The following is a 22,930-nucleotide window of genomic DNA, read 5'->3' as shown; positions in this document are numbered from 1 at the left end:
AAAAAATCATGAATAATAAAATTAAAACCTATTGCATTATACTATCCATATTATATTCGGTAGTAGTTATATGTAGCCTGTCCGATACAATAGAAAGCTTCAAGGCTGGATATAAAATAGGTCGCGAAAGCTCGCCAACCACCCCATGGTACATGCTTACACTGCATTTAAGAGTGTTACCGATAGAAGGCCTGCACACTTATCCCGAAAGAATTACAAATTCGGTCACAGGACAAGAAGTAAGAGCCGAAGCCAATAATTTCAAAATAAGGATTGAAAATTCGAACATAGATATACCCGTTTATATAAAAGTATTCAGAGGTTTTATCATTGTACTGTCGGTAGTATTTTTGGCAGGAATCATATACTTGCCATTTCTCTTCTTTAGTGTCATTAAATCTGCCACAAAAGGAAAGATTCTGGAACCGAAAGTTATACATAAAATACAACGCATAGGATATATACTAATCATTTATTACCTCATAGATTCACTTGCTTATTTTTCGGATTATCTCGTTGCCCAATATGTAATGACATTTGAAAAATATCGGGCAGTGATTGATGTTTCGGATTTCGGACTTTTATTCCTGGGGTTAGTTACCCTGCTGATGACCGAAATACTCAAAGTATCGCGACAAATGAAAGAAGAACAAGACCTCACTATTTAAACGAAATAAAGATATGCCTATTATAGTAAATTTAGATGTGATGATGGCCAAGCGTAAGATCTCTCTTAACGATTTGTCGGAAAAGATTGACATCACTCCTGCCAACCTATCTATTCTAAAGACAGGTAAAGCCAAAGCCATACGATTTAGCACCTTGGAAGCAATATGCAAAGAGCTGGCTTGTCAACCGGGTGATATACTCGAATATATAGACGAAAATACAGAAACCACTAAAATATAAAAAACGAGATGAAAAGCTTTTTTAAGACTTTACTAGCCTCTACACTTGGCGTTATAATCGGCTCAGTTGTCCTGATGGTTTTATCCATCATCATCTTTGCCGGAATCATATCTGCAATGGGAAGTTCGGAGACATATAATCTGAAAGACAAAACCATATTGAAACTCGAACTCGAAGGAAACTTAGCAGAGAGAAGCGACTCCAACCCGATTTCGAAACTAATGGGCAACCCCGAAACTATCGGACTCGAAGATATATTGGATGCTATTCAAAAGGCAAAAGACAATGACGAGATCAAAGGTATTTACATCAAAGCAGGAGCTTTAACAGGCGGTTTAGCTAACATAGATCCTATCAGAAACGCTTTACTCGATTTCAAAACCTCAGGTAAATTTATCGTAGCGTATGCCGACAGCTACATGCAAAACACATACTATATAGCTTCGGTAGCCGACAAGGTAATTATGAACCCCAGAGGATCATTCGATTTCAGAGGAATAAGCTCTAATCTGATCTTTACTAAAAACTTCAATGATAAACTGGGTATCAAGTATCAGGTTTTTAAAGTAGGAACATTCAAATCGGCAGTTGAACCTTACATTCAGGAAAAGATGAGTGACGCCAACCGTTTGCAACGCACATCGTATCTGAATGATATTTGGTCTCATATGCTAGCAGGAATATCCGACAGCCGAAAAATCTCTGTAGATCAATTGAATACCTACGCCGACAGATGCCTTACATTTATGCCTGCCGATTCTATCGTAAAATACAATATGGTAGACACCGTTATGTACAATCCCGGTGTTGAAGCATATCTGAAAACACTTGTAGATATAGAAGCCGACAAGAAACTGACTTTGGCTAGCGTACAAAATATGACAGGCGTAAAAGCTGCTAAAACAGGCGATAATAAAACTAAAATAGCGATTCTGTATGCCGAAGGTGCTATTGTGGATAGCGACGAAGGCGGTTTGTTTGCAGGAGGACCTTCTATTACTGCCGAAAAGTATGTAAAAGAGTTGCAAAAATTAAGAGACGATGACGAGGTAAAAGCCGTTGTGTTTCGTGTAAACTCACCCGGAGGAAGTGCCTATGCTTCGGAGCAAATATGGAATGCGGTAGTAGAGTTGAAGGCTAAAAAGCCGGTTATCGTATCGATGGGCGATTATGCTGCTTCGGGCGGATATTACATCTCATGCGCCGCCAATATAATTGTAGCTCAACCTTCAACCCTGACAGGATCGATCGGTATTTTCGGACTTATCCCCGAAGGCGAAGAGTTATCTAAAAAGATCGGTCTTACTTTTGACGAAGTAAATACCAACAAACACAGTTCGTTTGGAGGAACAACCTATGGTATACCTTTCCTTTTCGCAGGTTTCTCGAGAAGCTTCAACGAAGAAGAATCGCTCATACTTCAAAAATACATAGAATCGGGTTACGACCTGTTTATTACCCGTTGTGCCGATGGACGTTCTAAAACCAAAGCCGAAATAGATTCTATCGGACAAGGTCGTGTATGGACAGGTTCGCAAGCTCTTAAACTGGGTCTTGTCGACAAAATCGGAGGGTTAGAAGATGCTATAAAAATTGCAGCCGAACAAGCCAAAGTAACCGATTACAGCATAGCTAAATATCCGGCTAAGAAAGACTTGTTTGCACAAATATTCGAAGATTCGTTCAGTAATACCAAGATACAGGCTTTGAAAATTTTCATCGGTGAAAAGAATTTCGAGCAGAATATAATGAAACAACATATTCAATCTTTTGATATGCAAATGGCAATGATGCCTGATCGTATCAGCTACTAAACACAAACTATTTTTTACTCAATTAATAGTAATATTCTTTCAATCGGAGAAGAGCCGGATTTTATATCCGGTTCTTTTTTTGCCTTATTATCAGCCTCCGACAGATAGTTATCAACAATTCTTATTATTTTTGCAGCAGGTTATTAACAGGTTTTAGCCGGTTATTAACATACAAACATCACTTTATTAACATCATTTCAACAATTTCAGGTTATGAACAAAAACATTCTAATCCTTTTCAGCCTCATCACATTAAGTCTTATAAGCTGCAATAATAAAAGCAAAAACGACGATCCTGTTATTTTGGTGACAGAAAACGATAACGAAATAAATACGGCAATCAACAAAGCAAGGTTTGCCTTCGGACAGTTCGAAAAAGCATTTATAGAAAATCAAGAAACCAATGCATATTCTTATTTCTCCATTAAAGAAGGATTTCCGACCAAAGACGGTGGTGTAGAGCATATGTGGGTAAGCGAGCTTACTTACGATGGAACTAACTTTACAGGCGTACTTGTAAACGATCCTCAGTACGACACCAAGGTGCAATATGGAGATACTGTTACAGTTGATAAAGATCGTATCAGTGACTGGACTTATTTCGAGAATAGCTCTAACCTGACTTACGGAGGATATACTGTACGTGTTTTTGTAGATAGAATGAGCGATAACGAAAAAGCTGCTTTTCTACGAGAAAGCGGTTATGAATTTGCCCCTCTCTCCGAATAAAATATCAATTTACATAAACCTAAAGGTTGTAATTATAAGTGATTACCTTATAATTACAGCCTTTTTTAGTACCGAAATATAAATATTGTTTCTTAACTTTGGGTAACCAATTAACTTTATACCATAAAACGCACAATGACAGAGGGACAGGTAGACTATATTGCACATCTGCTAAAAGAAGCTAAGGATAAACAATACAACAAACCCATTGTATTTATAGGAGCAGGCATGTCTGTTACGGGAGGTATACCATCGGCAGGAGAGATTGCAAAAGAAATACTCGCCAAGTATAAGGACAATCCCAAAATAAAAAAACTCAGCAAGGAAGATAAAACGTACACCAATTTAATGGCTTGCCTTACCACTGCCGAGCGTAACGCCTTACTAAATCATTACATAGACGAAGCTAAGGTAAACGTTGGCTATATTTATCTGGCTCACCTCATTAAAGAAGGGTATATTGATTATGTGCTGACTGTAAACTTCGACAACTTGATATTGCGTGCCATGGCAATGTACAACATGTTTCCGCCGACTTATGACCTCTCGATATTGAAAGACCTGACTACCGACCGCATCGAAAAGCAATCGGTTACCTATCTGCATGGTACGCATCGTGGGCTATGGATGCTGAATACGGATACCGAGTTAAAGAAAATATCGAAAATATGCTCACCCTTCCTCAACAAGATAGCCGACCGCCGCACTTGGATAGTACTCGGTTATAGTGGAGAAGATAAGGTACTCGATCATATAGCCGACTTGGGAAGTTTTACCAACGACCTGTACTGGGTGACTTATAAAGATAATGACCCTATAGACAGGGTAAAAGAAAGACTGTTAGAGCAAGACAATAGCCACTCATACATTGTAAAAGGATACGATGCCGATTCTTTTATGCTAAAATTACATAGTGAAGTGGGTTTAAAAACTCCTGATATTCTTGATACCCCGTTTACTTCTCTAAAGAATACAATTAATTCGATTGTAGACATCAGTGACGAACACAAAAATATAAAAGAACGTCTTGAGATTGTAAAACGACAAATAAATGATGCGACTAAACGGTATGAAGAAGGTATCACCCCTAAAGGATATACTAAAAGGAAAAAAGATATAGACTTACTGAAGAAGGAGATTATAAAATATACGACAGAAAATACTAATTTGGAAGCCTTTGAAAATGACGCACAAAGAATAGAAGAGATAAGAAAAGAAGTTGAAGAAATAAATGATAAAGAATTAAATGAAATTTTGGCAGATTTATATTATCAATGGAGCTTCTATTTAGAAAAAGACCCAAACACAGCAATAGAAAAATGTAATATTGCAGAAAATTTGAGTATTAGTAATCCCATTTATTACCAAAAAGCATATTTCTATTCACTATTAGACGAAAAAACGAGCTCTCTAACTTACCTCAGAAAAAGCCTTGAAACTAATCCTAGATATGCAATGGGTATGATACGTTTTGATGATTGGGGCTCTCTCCGAAACGACCCCGATTTTATCGCACTCATAAAAGAATACAAAGAAAAAGAAGGAAAAGAGACAAAATCGAAATGATAAACCATATATACTATTACTAAATTAATTTTCCTATTTTTGCAATAGCATATAGCATTCAAAGAATCATTTACTTATACACAATATATAGATGGAAGCAACCACAATAAAAGGAAACAATCACGGAGCGAACGTAAGACGCTGGAGAGAATGGAGAAACGTTAAACAAGATGTTCTGGCAGATCAGATTGGTGTTTCGCAAGCCACACTGTCGAGCTACGAAAAAAAGGAGAAACTAGATATCGAGATTTTAGAAAAAGTAGCAAAAGCTCTGGATATTCCTGTGGAAGCAATTACCGAAATAGGCGAAAGTACAGCAATAAATATTATAAATGCTCATGATAATCAATCTATAGTTAATTATAGCCCAACCTTCAACCCTCTAGACAAAATTGTGGAACTTTACGAAGAAAAGAACGCTCTTTATGAACGTATGTTGAAAGAAAAAGAAGAAACTATCTCGCTACTGCACGAAGTATTAAAAGAAAGAAAATAATACAACAACAATATAGTAAAGAAAGTCAGGCATAAAACCTGACTTTTTTATTTCAGCTTTTTAAGCAGCATATTAAATATCTGCCCATACCTCTTGTGATCATCACTTAATTGACAAAGAAACGATTGATAGAAGAAATGATAAACCTGTATACTTTCATCAATCCGCAAAAGACGTTCTTCCCATTCGGCATCGGCTATCTCTGCCAAAGATTTGATGTGTTTACGAATTGCTTTGTGCCTCATCAAAATGAGACTCAAAAGAATGCCAAAATGATTTTCTTTTACCGAAAAATACTTAACCTCTTCATCGGTCATCCACTGCCGCACATTTTCAAAAATAGAATCAATAGGACGGTTATGGTGTGCGTCTTTATTTGTTTGTGAAGTCATAATTTGTGTATTTTATTTTACGACAAAACAACAAAACACCCTCTTTAAAACCTATCGGTTTTACTTATAAAATATCGGATGGGTTATGTATATTATCGGGCAGCAGTCGATCATATATTTTCTTATTTATTGTATGGCTGTATAACATACGCCCACAGATAAAAGAAACAGTCGGATGCAATACGCCCCTTCCCTGCAAATCTTTATTTTTAAACAAAAGAAAGCCGGATTTTGAACCCGACTTTCATTATTATATATAAAAAGGTTTGAGACCTTTAGTTCGATTTCTGCACGACGCTCGGTTATATATGCCGCCAATAATCCCAACAAGAAACCCCCAACCATTACAGCAAGGAATAAACCCCATCCTATAATCGGTTTCTTTCTTATAGCTTCTGATAATTTTCGTAGCATGGCTTTATATAGTTTTTTAGTTATTTTTCTTCATTTGTTTTTTCAACCATTCGGGTACAGGAGACTTTGTTAAGGGAACCAAAGCATTAGGGGCAGATACAATACTACTCATGGTACCATGCACAACATCACGGAGACAATCCCAGCACGCCTTTGCATTTCCGTCCTGAACATCTTTATAACATTGCAGTCCGGTCTTTACCATTGCTGTATTGAGATCGGTATGACATCTTATGCAGTTATCCATAATAACCCTGTAACTTTCTTCACGGGGACGTATCGCTATAGGCTCTTTTCGAAGCGTAAACACGGCTGCATGATACAAACCATCTTTGGCTTTAAATGCATATTTCTCCAAAACATTGTCATGAGGTATATGACAATCATTACAAGTTGCCCATTGAGCATGCACACTGTGTTGCCATGTTGCATAATAAGGTGTCATAATATTGTATAGGCAGTATGTGTAAAATTTTCTTGATGGTTAACAGTTGAGCATCTCTAGTGCATATAAGTGAATGTGCTAATAAACGTATCTTATACGCATTTATATATAGGTAAATCTAATATTCTATTTATCAAACATAAACAGAATCAAACACATCATAAATAATTAATAGATAGACACTTTACTCAGGACATGAAAACAACCTGAAAAATGTAACAAATATTACATAACATAGAAAAAAAGAGAAGATTTAACGATTCAATTTACAAGTTTCATCTCTTTTTTCATTGCGAGAAGTATAGAATCTAGTTTTTCGAGAACTTTCTTTCGAACCGATTCTTCTGACAGATATTTGTTGTAATCATAGAGATAAACATCTCTGCGATCGGTCAAATAAAGGTAGTAATTAAATGGAGTTTCGTCTCCTCTCGAAACAATATACATAATAGTGTAATCAAATTCTTTGTGTTTAGACTCATCACCGATAGACGGATTCAGATATATTTCAAGATTCATATCCTTCATCACATAATGCGGATTATCTGTATAATTAGGACAGTAAGTCTGCCGATCTCCATTCTTAAAGATGAAGCTTCTCATTTGCTCAAAATCATAAAAATTAAGAGCATCATTAATCTTAATCAGCATGGAAGAATCGGTTGCCTCCTGAGATTTTACAGGCAGATACACTATAAATAGAAGGCTAAACAAGAAGAAACGCATAAAAAGACTACTTTATTAATTAATTGACAGATAGATGTTTGTTCTTACTCAGTAATCAGGTTTCTTTTATAAATGCCTAGTTTGTTCAATAACAAAGATATGCCTTCTCCTATGATAACAAAGCCGAATAATAGAAATGGCATATACCAGACAATATAGTCAAGATGAAAATGGTTAGCCGAATGTTGTTTAAATACGATAAACCACGATAAAGGTGCTATTAAAGATATAAGTGTAGTTACGAGCAATGCCAAATTTAAACGCTTGCGGAATTGATCCGAATTTCGATTTAAATAATACACTACCACACCTAAAATGGCTATAATAAGAATTAAATAGGCAAAATAAAAAGCATGAGAATCGCGTGCCAGAAAATCCCACTGAAAGACATCTCCTTTCATATATTTTTTTAGAATAAACGAATAAGGATAATGTGCAAAATCGTCCTCTGCACTAAAAGACCTTCGGGTATAAGATGTTATTATATAGTCAATACCTGCAGCAAAACTGCCGGTTACAGCCCTAATTTGTGTTATCAGTATGGTCATTTGTGCAAGTACTGCAATAATAGCTGTTAAACTTGCTTTCATGAAATAAGATATAAACGGACGTATCTTTTGTTTTTCGAGAAATGCATAAAATATAATGGGACACATTGCCGAAACAAGAGCCGTCGAAATAAATTCATACCCATTAAAAACGCATTTTGCAAACACCGACAGAAACAGATAAAGTAATATCTTCTTCGAACTTAACTTTTTAGTCCTATGATTATATTCGAGTACCAGAAGCATGGTGATAAAAGGAATATAAGAAGCCCAAAGTCCCCACCATAAACTATTTCCAAAAAAAGTAAGCCAACTCGACATCGTTATCAAAACCAAGGTAATGATGCCTGTTATGAGTCCAAAATTACGGAATACCCATCCTAGCAATAAGGTGAAACATAGTGCTGATAGAATTGCATTTATGCAATGAAATATTTGCAGCTTCAAACCATTACTAAAGGGTAACACCTGTTGTATAATACTATATAATATAAACTGCCCTCCTGTTTGACTTTTATAAACATCGTAACTATCGGGGATATTATCAGTCACATAGTCAGGTCTTTGTTCCAAGTAAACTTCAAACCATATATCAGCATTGGCAGGTACTACCGAAGCATCATAATTTACTCCGGGTAAAGCTCCGTGAGAAAAAACGCCTTCTTTTTCGGATCTGGCTATTCGTCCTATAGCCAGACATTCGGAGTACTCATCAAATCCACCAAAGGCTTCCTTTCGAGCCGAACCCCAAAAGTTACTGTAAAATCCAAGGAAAAGAACTGAAAAACAAATAACTAAAAAAACATTCTGTTTAGTTAGTATTGACGTTTTCGTTACAAACATATATGTTAAGTATTATCTCTTTATGATTTGTCTAAGATTCTATATTTAACAGGAGTATATCGATGTAAAAAGTACAATAGTGATACTTTTAAAACCCCAAGTCCATATTTCGAACTTCTTACAAAATTAATTGATGATGCTTCTTCAAAGTATTTCGTAGGACAAGTTATTTCTGCAATCTCATATCCTTTTTTGAAAATCTGAGCAATAAATTGATTATCAAAAATAAAATCGTCGGAGTTTATATTGTAATTGATGCTTCTTAAAACCTCGCCACTATAAGCTCTATATCCTGTATGGTATTCGGATAACTTCTGCCCCATCAGCAAGTTCTGAGAAAATGTAAGAAAACGGTTTGCCACATATTTATACAGAGGCATTCCTCCCTTCAAAGCACCTTTTCCAAGTATTCGGGAACCAATAACAACAGGATATACATCATTGGCAATCAAATAACACATAGACTGAATAAGCTTAGGTGTATATTGATAATCAGGATGTAACATCACAACAATATCGGCACCTAATTCCAGAGCTTTATTGTAGCAGGTCTTTTGGTTTCCACCATATCCCTTATTTTTATCGTGTTTTATGATATGAGCAATTCCAAGACTTTTAGCTACTGCAATAGTATCATCCGGGCTATTATCATCAACCAGAATAACCTCATCTACAATATCAAAAGGAATCTCGTGGTAGGTCTGAGGCAAAGTTTTTGCTGCTTTGTATGCGGGAAGGACCACTACAACTTTTTTATCTGAAATCATTATACTGTTTTTTTATTATTACAGAGTCTCTCACAAAATATCCAGAGCCGCCAAATGTTAAGAAGGCAAGCTAAAAGATAATTACAAAATACAAAAATAACAAAAAAAGTCCAGCACCCCACATTTTAACAAATTAATAAACACTTATTCCTTTGTTAGGGCAGACAAATAAAACGAAGATAACTATAAATGGATCAAACTGTTTAGCAAATACACGGATATTCGTTTTAGCTAATACTCCAATAAGTCATTTAACTTTTCAACTTTATAGCAATAAAGCCTACTTACTGCCTTTGGATATTTTATATCCAGCGAGTTATATTTGTCAAAAAAGCTTGTCCATCAAATCCCGATTTGGGGACTTCTTTAGGTACTAGGACATTTAAGCCTTTATTTATAATTCTCACAGAAATATCTTTACCGGTCTGTATTGCATTTCCATCCAAATGCATTACTCCTTCTCTTTCTCTTTCAATCAAAACTTCGGAAGTAATCATTTCGACTAGTTTTGAATTATTTCCAATATTTTTCGACATCAACTGAATAGCTGTCTGAGTAGCATTCAAAACTGACAATGGTTTAAGAATAGCAATATTCATCTTACCATCCTGAATATCGGCATGAGGGGCTATAAAACTGTCATTCCCGTATTGAGACGCATTAGCACAGGTCACCAAAAATGCTTCATCCTCAAAGACCTGATCGTCGCTAGTTACCTTATATTTTTCAGGTTTGAAATTATAGAAAACATCAATCATACTCTTGGCATACATCAGCTTTCCACGGCTCGACTGATTCAAAACCTTTTCGCTTACCTGAGCATCAAACCCTACTCCACACGTACAAAAGAAAATATTGTCATTAGCAATTCCGTAATCGATTTTCTTTACGTTATTTTCCTTAATTATTTCAATTGCTTTCTGGTGATTCATCGGAATGTGCAGATCGCGAGCCAATCCATTACCTGAACCACTGGGTATGATTCCAAATATGATATCTGTACCAACCAACATTCTGGCCACTTCATTGATAGTTCCATCACCTCCTACAGCAATAACATAATCCACATTTTTGTCTACGGCATCCTTAGCTATCTGAGAGGCATGCCCTTCATAGCCTGTCATAAACATATGAACATCGAAATCATGGGGATCAATAGTCATTGTTTTTTCCGGCAATCCTTTCTTAGATTTCGTTCCCGATACTGGATTTATTATAACATAAATCGTCTTTTTTTTTCGTTTCATTCTTTTATAAGAATTGTTAGTTGGCTCTGATTAAATTCTACACAATGGGCAAAAATACGGAAAATATTGATTGATATCCTAAACTCTATCTTAACATACAATAAAGCGGATAATAAATAGATAAATTTCGCTAAAGACAAAAGAACAAACCATCGGATAATACACTATCTATCAAAGCAAAGACCAAATATCAAAGCCTGAAAATTTTGATAAACAACCCTATCTTATAGAAACAATTAATACTAGCACTTAAATTCTTGTAATGTTTAAACAAAAAGCACGGACAGCAATGTTCGTGCTTTTTTATCTATATACAAAAGCCACAGTGAAAGCAACTTCTGTATTTAGCCGTAACCTCGAAGCTTATAATCAAGACTTACGAGTGATCGTCAACAAGGGATCAACCCGTTCTTCCAAAACCTGGAGCACCTTGCAATTACTTTATAGTATAGCAGTACTATCTAAAAAATCACGACTGATATCCATAGTATCCGAATCGATGCCTCACCTCAAAAAAGGATGTATGCGTGATTTCGAAAACATGCTTCGCTCGGATGGAAAGTGGAATCCTAAAGATTGGAATGCTACTGATAAAATATATCAGGTTAATAATTCGTATATAGAATTTTTCTCTGCCGATCAACCCGGAAAGGTACACGGACCGGCACGGGATATTCTCTACATCAACGAATGTATCAATATCCCTTATGAAACTTATCGCCAACTGGCAATCAGAACTACCGAAACTATTTTTCTCGATTACAATCCATGCTATGAATTTTGGGTGGACGAAAAAGTCCTTCCCCGTGAAGAAGCCGTTCTAATTCATTCCACCTATCTTGATAATGAATACCTTTCGCCTGCACAGGTAAAGGAGATAGAATCGAGTAAAAACGACACCGAATGGTGGCAGGTGTACGGTTTAGGGAAAACAGGCTCGAAGGTAGGATTGATTATACAAAACTGGGATGTGGTTACCACCCTGCCTTCATCCTACAAAAAACGATGGATAGGTATCGACTTTGGCTTTACAAACGACCCGACGGCTATAATAGACATTCGCTTATCTGAAGGCGAACTTTGGATAGATGAGTTGCTTTATGAACGGGGCTTTGACAATCTGATGATAGCTAAGCATCTTGAGGAATGCCATATACCCCGAGAGACTATAATTATAGCCGATAGTGCCGAACCTAAATCGATTCGTGAAATACGTAATTGCGGATGGAAAATAGAAGCTGCTCATAAGGGTAAGGACAGTATTCTCACCGGACTAGCCATATTGAATCGCTACGCTAAACACATAAGCCAAAGAAGTTCGAACCTCATCAATGAATACAAAAATTATCGCTGGACCACGGATGAATTCGGCAACCCAAGCAATATACCGATTGATCGGTTTAATCATTCTATTGATGCTCAACGCTATGTAGCACTTAATCAGTTGGGACAAAAAGGAGACTTTGACTATTATATAGGAAAATAGAAAAAGTCGGAGATTATTACTTCTCCGACTTTTTTATATACACTTAAGCGATCATTATATTATCTGCCAGTTGTAAAGCGTGGAATAAACCAAAAATTTGCCACTGTTAGTTTAGGCTTTCGCTTCTACTCTTTGTAATCCGTTGTAAATCTTCGCCTGAGGGAGATTGAAAAAGAAGAATTTCGAAAAGTGAAGCACTCGCTATTACATATTCCATCACAGTGCGGTGAATGGTATCATAGCCGGCTGCTTCTTTCTGTTTCGAAAAAGCATAAATTTCAATACCGATGCCATCGCCCGAAATAGCGTGCTGATATCGAACAAAGAGCATCAACTGATCATTAATCTGTGGATGTTTCCGCAGAAATAATTCAAGGTGGGCTCTGAACAATGCCAGATTTGTAAGTAAAGCATCCGGCGAACTGACTTGAGCCAAAGCTAAAAACTCCATATAATTTCCACCGGTAACAGAATGCTTGGAGAGGGATTCTAAAAGAGATTCATCGGCAAATTTAACCGACTTAAGATTCACATTGAAAGACCGAACGAAAAGGCGTCCCGGTCCCAGCTCCATACGACGCCAATTAGTAAACGAATCGGTAACCAGTGCATATATAGGTATCATGGTAACCGAATTATCCCAGTTTTGCACCTTAACCGAACTCAGATTTATATCGACAATAATACCATCGGCATTCTTTGATGGCATTTCAATCCAATCATCCGGACGGATCATATCCTGAAACGATAATTGAATAGAGGCCACAAAACCAAGAATAGTATCTTTAAAGATCAATGTAATAAAGGCTGCCGTAGCTCCAAAACCAAGAATAAGGTTAGAGGGTTCTTTATCTACTATTATTGCCAGAATAAAAACAATAGCTATTACGGCAGCTATAATTTTCATTAGCTGTATGTATCCTTTGAGTGATTTTTGCTGTGTTTTAGGATGCAATTCAAAAAAGGTATTCCATCCATCGAGAAGAGAAAATAGGACTAATAAAATCCAGATAATCATAACCGAACGTGAAAGGACTAGCACAAAGGTAACCAAGCCAAGCGAAAAGCCCGAAAAAAGAATACGGCAAGTAAATACAACAATAGCAATGGCAATAAGAACAAAAAGACGCTTAAAGAAGCCATGCTTCATCAGAATAGTGATAACCCTAGATTTAGCATCGAGCTTCTGATCTTTTACAAATAGAAACGAAAAACGCCCCATTGCTACATTTAACAACCACACAACAGCAGTCAGCACTAAAAGTACAATGACGAAGACAACAGTGTTTGTCACTCCAACATTTACGCCAAGAGTCAATAAGGAATCATAAAGATCTTGAATAAGCCAAAACTTAGACGAATCGGCAACTTTACTTACATCGATTGGCAAAACAACCAGGGGTGTAAGAATAAAAAACAATAAGTTAGTCATATATAATACTTTGACGTAATATATAAAGAACAACAATCGCTACAATAAGTTTATACAATAAGCAAAACAATGTTTCGTCATCAGAAACTTATATATGGATAAAATGAAAAATAATGAACTACACACCCTCCTTGTGTAACAAATAGCATCGCGATAGAGTCTATTGAGTAAACAATAAGACTATATTATGCGTTACACATTACCACTTTTGACCTTTCTGCTGATAATAACAAGCACATTGTCAGCTCAACAGATAAAAATATCAGGTAAAATTATCGATGCAGTAGAATCGAGCCCGATAGGATTTGCCACCGTATCTCTACTAAAACAAGACTCAACTTTCGTTAAAGGAGTCAATTCTAACGACGACGGACGCTTCTCTATTCCTGATGTTTCTAAAGAGGAACATCTTCTTTCCATTTCGTATTTAGGCTATGAAACCCAAATATTACCATTGCAAAAATCAGAAAAAGACATTAATGTAAGCGATATAGCCTTGCATCCTGCCTCTATTGCACTGAATGATATCACGGTAACTGCCAATCCCATTATTCATAAGATAGACAGGGATGTTATACTACCCAGTACTGCACAATTAAAAGCATCTACCAGCGGTATCAGTCTTTTGCAGAATCTAATGTTGCCACGTCTTATTATCGATCAAGTAAACAATGTAGTCAAAACCTCCAACGGCAGCGAAGTACAATTGAGGATAAACGGAGTTATAGTCACCTACTCCGAAGTGTTGGCACTTCTTCCCGAAGATGTGATAAGGGTCGAATTTCACGACAATCCCGGGCTTCGCTATGGAGATGTTGAAGCTGTACTCGATTTTATTACCAGACGCAAAAACTCAGGGGGAAGTGTAAATACAGAACTGATGAACAATCCTTTTTCGGGATTTGGAAATAATTCTTTGAATGCAAAAGTAAATCATAAAAAATCGGAATTCGGTTTCAACAGCAATCAATGGTACCGCAATCTCGACTTTACCCGAAACAGCGAACAAACGTTTGTATTTCCTGACAAAAAAATTCAGCAGAACAGAATTGGTGAAACCATTCCTTTTAATACAATGGGAATCAACAACAGTCTCAATTACAGCCTGCAAGAGTCGGGTAAATACTTTTTCAATGCTGCTATTCGTCAATATTACAGAAATACGCCTAATTCGTGGGACGACGAAATCAGTGTATACACTTCGGGAAACTCTACTCCCGTTAATGTTTACAAGCAGACTTCTTACAGAACCAATGCTCCTTTACTCGATTTATATTATGAGAGAAACCTTAAAAATGAGCAATTAATTATAGTAAACGTTATCGGGAAATATGCCTATAATAAAACTGATTATACATTTCAGGAAAGGCGTAATGATTTACTTTACACCAATATCCACAACCTCAACAAAAGCAAGAAATATACATTTGTTGGTGAAGGTATTTATGAAAAGACATTCGCCACAAGCAAAATTTCGGCAGGATTAAGGCATACTCAGGCTTACACCGAAAGTACTTTTGCCAGCAGTACCAAGTCTCAGGTAGACATGAATCAGTCTGAGACGTATCTATATGGTGAATACCAGATCAAAAAAGGTAAATTCAATTCATCACTCGGTATAGGTGGTACTCGTACCTATTACAGCACAGGGGAAAATAAAACCGAAAAGTACATCTTTCGTCCGGTGCTGCGGGTTACCTACAATATCAATGAGGGTACTTATTTGAAATACAACGGAACTATATACAACAGGTTACCATCGGAAGGAGACTTAAACGATGTGGAACAAGACATCGATTCGCTACAAATAAGACGTGGAAATCCTAACCTCAAACCATTTATGACTTATCAAAACACATTATGGGGAGGATATAAAAAGGGCATCATCGATTTAAACCTGTGGATGAGATACCGTTATGTAGATGGCAATATAGCGAACGACATTTTTTTTGAGGATGGGAAATTTATTAACCAGAACAACAATCAAATCGCATTCCATAATTTCATGAGTGAATTAAGGATTCAGGTACAACCCATAACAGACCACCTGACCATGAGTATAACACCGGGTATAGCTCGCTATATCAATAAAGGAAATAATTACACACATACATTTACTCATTGGTATTACAATGCTGAAGTAAATGCCAGTTACAAAAAATGGATATTCAACGCATTCCTGTCAAACAGTTTTCAATATTTCGAAGGAGAAACACTATATCTGGGTGAGATTTGGCAAAATATCAGTGCAGGATACAAAACTGATCGCTTTTCGATATCGGGAGGTATAATAAACCCCTTTACAAAGGAGTGGAAATCGGGGCAAGAAGTTTGGTCGGCATTCATCCCCGGCTCGTCAACCGTCACCAGCCCTTCGATCAGTAAAATGCCTTACCTCAAAATATCTTACAATATAAACTTTGGAAGGCAATATAAATCGGGTAATAAAAAAATTGACAACAATGATATTTAAGCATAAAAGAATAATTCTAAATAGTTTACCTCTAACAGCGGAAATAAAAAAATAATATAAATAAAAAAACATCCACAATTGAGTAACCAAAGTGCCACTTATACCGTCATATATACAAATAAAATAAAGATAACATGAAACGGATTGTAAACCTTATGATAGTATCTCTGGCAATAATAAACACATTGTCGGCTCAACAAATAAAAATATCGGGCAAAGTGGTCGATAAGACCAATGCCTCCCCTATCGAATATGCGAATGTTACATTGCTTCAATCCGACTCTACTTTTGTAAAAGGTGTGAACTCCGATGCAAACGGATTATTCGATATTATCAATCCGACAGGCAATTATCTGGTATCTGTATCGTATATGGGATACGAAACGTCATATGTACCTGTTAAGAGTCCCACAACGGACAGTAATTTGGGCAATATTACACTCGAACCATCATCTGTAGCACTGACTGCCGTAGTAGTTACCGCACAATCGGTCATAGACAAAGCAGATCGTAAACTGATATTCCCATCCGAATCGCAGATAAAAACGTCTACCAATGGGCTTGACTTGCTGCAACAGCTTCAATTGCCCCGAATCAATATCAACCCGATAGATAATGCCATCACCACTTCGGGTAGAGGCGAGGTTCAACTTCGTATCAACGGTGCTTTGACCACCAATGAAGAAATACGAGCCATTACTCCCGCAGATATAATCCGTATCGAATATCACGATGACCCCGGAGCCCGTTACGGTAGTGCATCTGCTGTACTGGATTACATTGTACGTCGCAGAGAATCGGGTGGAAATATACATGGCGATTTTATGAATATAATAGGTCCTGTAGGTTTTGCAGAAGATAATCTGGCAGTGAAGGTAAACCACCGAAAATCGGAATTCGGCTTGAATGCCTATTGGGGACACCGAAAACTTAAGTGGACCAGAAGCAACAGCGAAACTTTTAATTTTCCGGACAAAACATTGCATCGCGACGAAGTGGGTGAGCCTACCCTATTCAAATACAACAATTTGAATCTGGCTTTGAATTATAGTTTAATGGAAACTGATAAATATTTTTTGAATGTCGTATTCAGAAATGCATACAACAACTCTCCCAATCTTTACAGTAACCGCAGGAGTACCATTACAACGTCAGATAATAATGTACCCTTGTCGATCTCGGATCTTTCGTCTGAAAAGACCAATATACCTTCATTGGATATTTATTTTCAACGCAACCTCAAAAAAGATCAACTGATAATTGTAAATGTGGTGGGAACGTATATCGATTCTAAAAATAGCCGTGTTTATGAAGAATCGAGAGATGGAAACCCCGTTACAGATATCCAGTCTCATATTACGGGAGATAAATATTCGCTTATATCGGAAGGTATCTATGAAAAGAAAACCGAAAAAGGTAAATTCACCACAGGTGTAAAACACGCTCAGGTATTTACCAAAAATCAATATACAGGTAATACGGCGGCCGAAGTAGCCATGAATCTTGCCGAAACTTATGTGTATGCCGAGTATCAGATACAGAAAGGCAAGTTCAATTATGTAGCAAGCGTGGGTGGCATACGTTCGTATTACAGTCAGGGTGAAGACCGAGAAGAAAATTACTCTTTCCGTCCCTCGGCACGTGTAACTTATAATATCAACGATAAAACATTTATCCGTTACAAAATTAATATCTGGGGCAACACTCCATCGCTTGCCAATCTGAATGCAGTGGAACAGGAAATCGATTCGTTACAGATTCGCAGAGGTAATCCCAATCTGAAGATGTCGCAAGGATATAGTAATAATATTACTGCCGGATACGATAAAGGGATGTTTGGTGTTGATGTATTTCTACAATACAATTACCAGCGAAAACCGGTAGCCGAAAGGATTCTTTTTGAGGATGGTAAATTTATACGGACTTACGAAAATCAAAAAGCACACCAACAATTGGGTGCCGAAGTTACCCTTCGGTTCCGTCCGATTAAAGACCGCCTGACCATTGCCTTTACTCCTGGAATAAACCACTACATCAGCGAGGGCAGCGATTACAGGCATACCTACACCAATAAGTATATGCGTATGTCGATAGACGGAAATTATAAAAGCTGGGTTGCCAACTTCTCGATGTATACTCCTTGGGATTACTTCTATGGCGAATCGCTTGAATCGGGAGAACGCATACATTCTATAAGCTTCGGGTACAACAAGCAGAACTACTCGATTATTCTGGGAGCTTTCAATCCATTCGGCGGTACATACAGGAGAAACGATCAGAACTGGTCGGCACTGGCTCCATCGCAATCGAAAATATACACTCCCAATCTTACCCAACTGATATTCGTTAAGGCATCGTTTAATGTCAATTTCGGACGACAATTTAAAGGTGGAGACAAAAGGCTTAACAATTCCGATAACGATTCGGGAATTATGTCCGGATCTAAATAATAAAATTCAAACAAATTCTTAGTGTCGGTATAACAACAATTATTCTAGTTTTTGTTATACCGATCTTTCAATTCTCATCATTTAACACAATAGAGATAACCAACTATTTAACAAATACATAAACAAGGCTAAACTCAACAACAAAGCAAAAAACCTCCCATCCGGTTGTTGTTAAAAAAACATAAACATAGAGTAATTTAAATTGGACTGTCTAAATTTGAGAATAAATAGATATTGTAAGGTATGAGACCTTTTTATTGCTTTGGCAAGTATAACAACTATAGCTTGTTATGGTTTTGAAAAATAATATTAAATACGTTCAATTACTTAATCATATATGGCAAATAAAAACGCTGAAAATTATAAGACTTTAATGGAAAAAGACGCTGAAAATTTCCTTCCAAGTGTATCTGTAGATTGCATTATATTTGGATTTCATGAAGGAATTTTAAAAATACTATTGAGTAAATTTGATGGTAACCAAAAATGGATGTTACCCGGAGGGTTTGTATATCTGGATGAAAATGTAAATGACGCAGCTTATCGTATTCTGTCGAAAAGAACCGGATTGAATGAAATTTACCTTAAGCAATTTTATTTATTCGGAGACACAGGCAGGGTTCATCCCGATGACAACAAACATATACTTACCGTCGATGCCAATCACCCCGAAAAAGATCCGCATTGGCTGCTCAGAAGATTTGTAAGCGTTGGCTATTATGCTCTGGTTGAATACTCTAAACTTAAAATTAAAGCGGCAGATTCGGAAGAGGTACAATGGTTTCATATCAATGAAGTACCCGAATTGTATGGCGATCACAACAAAATAATCGAAAAAGCTGTAAATTCGATACGTTCTCAAATAAATACTATTCCTATTGGATATGAGCTTTTAGCCGAGAAATTCACCATGTCCGATTTGCGTGTTATTTATGAGACCATACTCGATCGCAAGTTAGATCGACGCAATTTCCAACGTAAGATGCTCGCATCTGGTTTTATTCTTAAATTAGACGAAGTTTCTAAAAAATGGGGGTCAAAATCAGCCACTTTATTTACTTTCGATAAAGAAAAATACAATTTTGCACTTAAAAACGGAACTGCTTATAACGAATGGTAAGGTCTAACATCATAGCACTTATACAATTACATTAAAACATAGAAGCTGTACTGAAATCCTTAAAATCAGTACAGTTTTTTTATAATAAATCTAACCTTATTCTAATTTTTAAATCAAATGCGTAAGAAAAACGTATATCTTTGCAATAATTATGAATCTTCAATTAAACCATTTGTTAAACTTTCATTCTAACGAAGTATAAAGGACTAAAGTTTCTCACTAACGAACAAGATATATGAAGAAGATATTATTTATACTCACCCTTGCTGTTATACTGACAGCCTGTGGAACCACCTCTCAATACTATGATAGAATGAATGATCTCACTGTAGGCATGAATAAAGAGGAGGTGGCTTACCTTTTAGGGTATCCTGAAAGGGTGTTAACCGTCAATTATACAAGAGATGGAATACAAGAGGTATTGCAATACCGCAGTTATCAGAATGAAGTATATGCACTTGAGTTTTGGAACGATTATCTGACCGGGTATGAGTTTCTGTATGATGATGTTCCTTTTGTTCCGGCTCCTTACCCTCCTGCTGTATTACCTCCTATGGGTGGTCCGATTATCATTGTAAATGGCGGTTCGGGAAGACCTAATCACAACAATAACCACAGACCCAACAATCGTCCGAACAATAACAATAACAGACCGAATAATAATAACAATAATAATCGCCCGAATACGAGCAGACCTTCTAACGAACGCCCGTCAAGTAGTCGCCCGTCGACATCGACACGTCCTGAGAGTAACAGTCGTCCCGGATCTTCTGCCGCAGCAGAATCAAATAAACGCCCATCGACCTCAACACGTCCGAGTACAAGCGGAAGCAGTTCATCCGGCTCTAATGGCAGAGATACCGGAGACAGAACAAGTTCGGGTACTTTACCTAGCAGAAACCCAAGTACTTCTTCTTCGGAAAGACCTAGTACTGTAACAGTACGCCCTTCTGAAGCTCCCAAAGAAAGTACAAGCAGAGATAAAACATCATCGAGCAGTACAGCTGTGAGACCATCGACCAGTTCGGGAACATCAACAAACAGCTATTCGAGACCTAGTTCGTCTTCTTCATCAGCGTCAAGCAGCAGTGGTCGTACCTCAAGCAGAGAAAGCTCTAGCACCTCTACTACCAGCTATACAAGACCTAGTTCGTCATCAAGTAGCAGCAGTTCGAGTTCCAGCAGTTCGGGACGTACATCAAGCACAACTACATCGCCAACACGAGTAGAATCATCGTCAAGTTCAACACCGAGCAGAAGCTCAAGCACCGAAAGCAGTAGCTCGAGTTCGCGATCAAGCTCAGGATCAAGTTCAGCAGCTTCGAGTGGAAGAACTTCAGGAAGAAGATAAAAGCAATCCAAATAATATTTTAATATAAATAGCCTGTAACATTACAGGCTATTTTTGTCTTCATCATTTTTTATATACTTTTGCATGACTGATTTTCATCAAACAGCACTTCAAAAATGCATTCAACCAATCAAATAGCTTCTTTTGACAAGATCAATAATACCTACTGGGTATATCCATTACTTGTCATCACCGCATTTCTGTATCTATCCGTATTTTCGTTTGCTACAAGCCCACACTATTGGGACTACATAAGCGACAATGGGACATTCATTATGCTGGGCAAATTATTTTTAGATGGAAGAATACCTTATCTTGAATATTTCGACCATAAAGGTCCTATACTCATTTTCATCGAAGCTCTGGGCTTAAGCCTGTCATCTGACGACCGCACAGGCATATTCATTTTACAAATAGCACAATTATCTATAACTCTCGCTTTTTTATATAATGCTGCACGCTGTCTATTATCGACAATAAACAGTTTGACAGTATTATTGATTGCTCTCGTATTTTTCACATTCACCATCGAGGGAGGTAATCTCTCGGAGGAACATAGTTTACCATTTATCAGCCTGACCTTATGGCTTACTATTCAGTTTTGGCTGTCAACACCAAATCGGGTTAAAGCTCTGCATTTGCTTCTTATAGGAATTTGCGGGGGAATACTATTCTGGCTGCGACTCAATAATATGGGAATCGTATGTGCCTGCACGCTGTTTATATTTATTGTAACTTGTAAAAATAAAGACTGGAAGGGTGTACGAAAAATCGTTCTTTATTTTACGTTAGGCTTTTTATTGATAACAGTACCTATAATCGTATACTTCCGGATACACAATGCTCTTTATGAGCTTATATACGCATCCTTCATATTCAATCTGAAATATGTGGATACCAGCGATACAGGGTCACTCTTCGGGTCACTCATAGGAACTGTTATCTATATATTTAAGTGCTGGACACCTTTCATTGTATTGGCAGCAGGTACTTTCTTGTTTTACAGAAAACATAAAGATTACAAGGTTATACTTCTGTCTGCTTTACTATTTGTTTTCGGATTGATTACCACCCATACAGGTGCTGCATATCATCATTACATGACACTGAATATTCCCATACTGGCATTCGGATGTATATTGGGATTATATGCAATAACCCAAAACTCGGAGAAGAAAAAACTGTCATGGATTATCTTTCTTATCGTTTTCATACCTGCCTCTTGGATATGTATAAGCCGTTACATAACTCTGGAAAAATCTGAAACACCTCCTTACTACATAGAAAGAGCCAGAGATATAGCCTCAAAGATACCCGAGAACGAACGCAATTCGGTATACCCTTATATGGTATTATCTAAATTTCTGCCATCGGCGGGATTAATGCCTTACAACGGGATTAAATATTTCACGTTACAGGAGTGGCATGCCCGACACGAAAAAAAGATTCTGGACGAAATAAACGAGATGATGGAAACACATCCTCCGTTGTGGATAATAACCGAATACAGAGATCAAAGCAAAAATACTCGTTTTCTGGAAATTCTGGATGAAAAATATATTCCTTACTACCGAAACCATATATTCGAATTGTTCAGGTTAAACGATGGGACAGTTAAGCCGTTAGAAATAAATGATTCTATACAGTAACGATATAATGCAGTATCGTATAACAGAAATGTTTGTATTTTCAAATTAACACTATTACACCATCTTAAATCGG

General features: G+C 37.0%; 20 protein-coding genes. 12 read left to right on the top strand and 8 right to left on the bottom strand.

Going from position 1 to position 22,930, the window contains the following annotated elements:
• Positions 1–8: 8 nt before the first annotated feature.
• The 6 genes from G7050_RS12490 to G7050_RS12465 all read left to right on the top strand — a co-directional run bounded on the left by G7050_RS12490 (position 9) and on the right by G7050_RS12465 (position 5,514).
• Positions 9–668, top strand: a complete 660-nt coding sequence (locus G7050_RS12490) for a DUF2975 domain-containing protein (protein ID WP_166115855.1) — start codon at positions 9–11, stop codon at positions 666–668.
• A 13-nt stretch (positions 669–681) separates the two neighbouring features.
• Positions 682–909: a helix-turn-helix transcriptional regulator gene (locus tag G7050_RS12485; protein ID WP_166115853.1), complete on the top strand. Its 228-nt coding sequence runs from the start codon at positions 682–684 to the stop codon at positions 907–909.
• 8 nt (positions 910–917) lie between these two features.
• A complete protein-coding gene (gene sppA / locus G7050_RS12480; protein ID WP_166115851.1) occupies positions 918–2,723 on the top strand; it encodes a signal peptide peptidase SppA in 1,806 nt (601 codons plus the stop codon).
• 213 nt (positions 2,724–2,936) lie between these two features.
• On the top strand, positions 2,937–3,452 hold the full coding sequence (locus tag G7050_RS12475) for a YegJ family protein (protein ID WP_166115849.1): 516 nt from the start codon (positions 2,937–2,939) through the stop codon (positions 3,450–3,452).
• Between the two features lie 135 nt (positions 3,453–3,587).
• On the top strand, positions 3,588–5,018 hold the full coding sequence (locus G7050_RS12470) for an SIR2 family protein (protein ID WP_166115847.1): 1,431 nt from the start codon (positions 3,588–3,590) through the stop codon (positions 5,016–5,018).
• 91 nt (positions 5,019–5,109) lie between these two features.
• On the top strand, positions 5,110–5,514 hold the full coding sequence (locus tag G7050_RS12465) for a helix-turn-helix domain-containing protein (RefSeq protein WP_166115845.1): 405 nt from the start codon (positions 5,110–5,112) through the stop codon (positions 5,512–5,514).
• Positions 5,515–5,561: 47 nt separating this feature from the next.
• On the opposite strand, the gene G7050_RS12460 is transcribed toward G7050_RS12465, so the two are convergent.
• The 7 genes from G7050_RS12460 to G7050_RS12430 all read right to left on the bottom strand — a co-directional run bounded on the left by G7050_RS12460 (position 5,562) and on the right by G7050_RS12430 (position 10,896).
• Positions 5,562–5,906, bottom strand: coding sequence for a hypothetical protein (locus G7050_RS12460; protein ID WP_166115843.1), 345 nt, complete (start codon positions 5,904–5,906; stop codon positions 5,562–5,564).
• Positions 5,907–6,032: 126 nt separating this feature from the next.
• Positions 6,033–6,320: a hypothetical protein gene (locus G7050_RS12455; RefSeq protein ID WP_166109440.1), complete on the bottom strand. Its 288-nt coding sequence runs from the start codon at positions 6,318–6,320 to the stop codon at positions 6,033–6,035.
• A gap of 16 nt (positions 6,321–6,336) precedes the next feature.
• Complete coding sequence (locus G7050_RS12450) at positions 6,337–6,765, bottom strand: NapC/NirT family cytochrome c (protein WP_166115841.1); 429 nt, start codon at positions 6,763–6,765, stop codon at positions 6,337–6,339.
• Between the two features lie 261 nt (positions 6,766–7,026).
• Complete coding sequence (locus G7050_RS12445) at positions 7,027–7,491, bottom strand: hypothetical protein (protein ID WP_166115839.1); 465 nt, start codon at positions 7,489–7,491, stop codon at positions 7,027–7,029.
• Positions 7,492–7,535: 44 nt separating this feature from the next.
• Entirely contained in the window at positions 7,536–8,882 is a 1,347-nt protein-coding gene (locus G7050_RS12440; RefSeq protein ID WP_166115837.1) for a hypothetical protein, read from the bottom strand.
• Positions 8,883–8,902: 20 nt separating this feature from the next.
• The gene (locus tag G7050_RS12435) at positions 8,903–9,649 is read right to left on the bottom strand and encodes a glycosyltransferase family 2 protein (RefSeq protein WP_166115835.1); all 747 of its coding nucleotides are present in this window, start codon (positions 9,647–9,649) and stop codon (positions 8,903–8,905) included.
• Positions 9,650–9,951: 302 nt separating this feature from the next.
• A complete protein-coding gene (locus G7050_RS12430) occupies positions 9,952–10,896 on the bottom strand; it encodes a diacylglycerol kinase family protein (RefSeq protein WP_166115833.1) in 945 nt (314 codons plus the stop codon).
• Between the two features lie 262 nt (positions 10,897–11,158).
• On the opposite strand from G7050_RS12430, the gene G7050_RS12425 reads away from it, so the two are divergent.
• A complete protein-coding gene (locus G7050_RS12425) occupies positions 11,159–12,382 on the top strand; it encodes a PBSX family phage terminase large subunit (protein ID WP_255499132.1) in 1,224 nt (407 codons plus the stop codon).
• 106 nt (positions 12,383–12,488) lie between these two features.
• Here the strand turns inward: G7050_RS12425 and G7050_RS12420 are convergent, their stop codons facing one another.
• Positions 12,489–13,814 (bottom strand): mechanosensitive ion channel family protein, encoded by a 1,326-nt coding sequence (locus G7050_RS12420; RefSeq protein WP_166115831.1) that lies wholly within the window; start codon positions 13,812–13,814, stop codon positions 12,489–12,491.
• A gap of 187 nt (positions 13,815–14,001) precedes the next feature.
• Between G7050_RS12420 and G7050_RS12415 the strand changes: the two genes are divergently transcribed.
• From G7050_RS12415 to G7050_RS12395, 5 genes are all read left to right on the top strand, one after another.
• Positions 14,002–16,287: a carboxypeptidase-like regulatory domain-containing protein gene (locus tag G7050_RS12415; RefSeq protein ID WP_166115828.1), complete on the top strand. Its 2,286-nt coding sequence runs from the start codon at positions 14,002–14,004 to the stop codon at positions 16,285–16,287.
• 134 nt (positions 16,288–16,421) lie between these two features.
• Positions 16,422–18,737, top strand: coding sequence for a TonB-dependent receptor (locus G7050_RS12410; RefSeq protein WP_166115826.1), 2,316 nt, complete (start codon positions 16,422–16,424; stop codon positions 18,735–18,737).
• A 337-nt stretch (positions 18,738–19,074) separates the two neighbouring features.
• Positions 19,075–19,857: an NUDIX domain-containing protein gene (locus tag G7050_RS12405; protein ID WP_166115823.1), complete on the top strand. Its 783-nt coding sequence runs from the start codon at positions 19,075–19,077 to the stop codon at positions 19,855–19,857.
• A 235-nt stretch (positions 19,858–20,092) separates the two neighbouring features.
• A complete protein-coding gene (locus G7050_RS12400; protein WP_166115821.1) occupies positions 20,093–21,208 on the top strand; it encodes a membrane lipoprotein lipid attachment site-containing protein in 1,116 nt (371 codons plus the stop codon).
• Between the two features lie 116 nt (positions 21,209–21,324).
• Positions 21,325–22,857, top strand: a complete 1,533-nt coding sequence (locus G7050_RS12395) for a glycosyltransferase family 39 protein (protein WP_166115819.1) — start codon at positions 21,325–21,327, stop codon at positions 22,855–22,857.
• The last annotated feature ends 73 nt before the right edge of the window (positions 22,858–22,930 follow it).

The organism is Dysgonomonas sp. HDW5A (assembly GCF_011299555.1).
GTDB lineage: Bacteria > Bacteroidota > Bacteroidia > Bacteroidales > Dysgonomonadaceae > Dysgonomonas_A.
This window is presented reverse-complemented; position numbering and strand designations above follow the sequence as displayed.

Coding starts and splice junctions, on each gene's coding strand:
- G7050_RS12490 (WP_166115855.1), top strand. CDS start 9: ATGAATAATAAAATTAAAACCTATTGCATTATACTATCCATATTATAT.
- G7050_RS12485 (WP_166115853.1), top strand. CDS start 682: ATGCCTATTATAGTAAATTTAGATGTGATGATGGCCAAGCGTAAGATC.
- sppA (WP_166115851.1), top strand. CDS start 918: ATGAAAAGCTTTTTTAAGACTTTACTAGCCTCTACACTTGGCGTTATA.
- G7050_RS12475 (WP_166115849.1), top strand. CDS start 2,937: ATGAACAAAAACATTCTAATCCTTTTCAGCCTCATCACATTAAGTCTT.
- G7050_RS12470 (WP_166115847.1), top strand. CDS start 3,588: ATGACAGAGGGACAGGTAGACTATATTGCACATCTGCTAAAAGAAGCT.
- G7050_RS12465 (WP_166115845.1), top strand. CDS start 5,110: ATGGAAGCAACCACAATAAAAGGAAACAATCACGGAGCGAACGTAAGA.
- G7050_RS12460 (WP_166115843.1), bottom strand. CDS start 5,906: ATGACTTCACAAACAAATAAAGACGCACACCATAACCGTCCTATTGAT.
- G7050_RS12455 (WP_166109440.1), bottom strand. CDS start 6,320: ATGCTACGAAAATTATCAGAAGCTATAAGAAAGAAACCGATTATAGGA.
- G7050_RS12450 (WP_166115841.1), bottom strand. CDS start 6,765: ATGACACCTTATTATGCAACATGGCAACACAGTGTGCATGCTCAATGG.
- G7050_RS12445 (WP_166115839.1), bottom strand. CDS start 7,491: ATGCGTTTCTTCTTGTTTAGCCTTCTATTTATAGTGTATCTGCCTGTA.
- G7050_RS12440 (WP_166115837.1), bottom strand. CDS start 8,882: ATGTTTGTAACGAAAACGTCAATACTAACTAAACAGAATGTTTTTTTA.
- G7050_RS12435 (WP_166115835.1), bottom strand. CDS start 9,649: ATGATTTCAGATAAAAAAGTTGTAGTGGTCCTTCCCGCATACAAAGCA.
- G7050_RS12430 (WP_166115833.1), bottom strand. CDS start 10,896: ATGAAACGAAAAAAAAAGACGATTTATGTTATAATAAATCCAGTATCG.
- G7050_RS12425 (WP_255499132.1), top strand. CDS start 11,159: ATGTTTAAACAAAAAGCACGGACAGCAATGTTCGTGCTTTTTTATCTA.
- G7050_RS12420 (WP_166115831.1), bottom strand. CDS start 13,814: ATGACTAACTTATTGTTTTTTATTCTTACACCCCTGGTTGTTTTGCCA.
- G7050_RS12415 (WP_166115828.1), top strand. CDS start 14,002: ATGCGTTACACATTACCACTTTTGACCTTTCTGCTGATAATAACAAGC.
- G7050_RS12410 (WP_166115826.1), top strand. CDS start 16,422: ATGAAACGGATTGTAAACCTTATGATAGTATCTCTGGCAATAATAAAC.
- G7050_RS12405 (WP_166115823.1), top strand. CDS start 19,075: ATGGCAAATAAAAACGCTGAAAATTATAAGACTTTAATGGAAAAAGAC.
- G7050_RS12400 (WP_166115821.1), top strand. CDS start 20,093: ATGAAGAAGATATTATTTATACTCACCCTTGCTGTTATACTGACAGCC.
- G7050_RS12395 (WP_166115819.1), top strand. CDS start 21,325: ATGCATTCAACCAATCAAATAGCTTCTTTTGACAAGATCAATAATACC.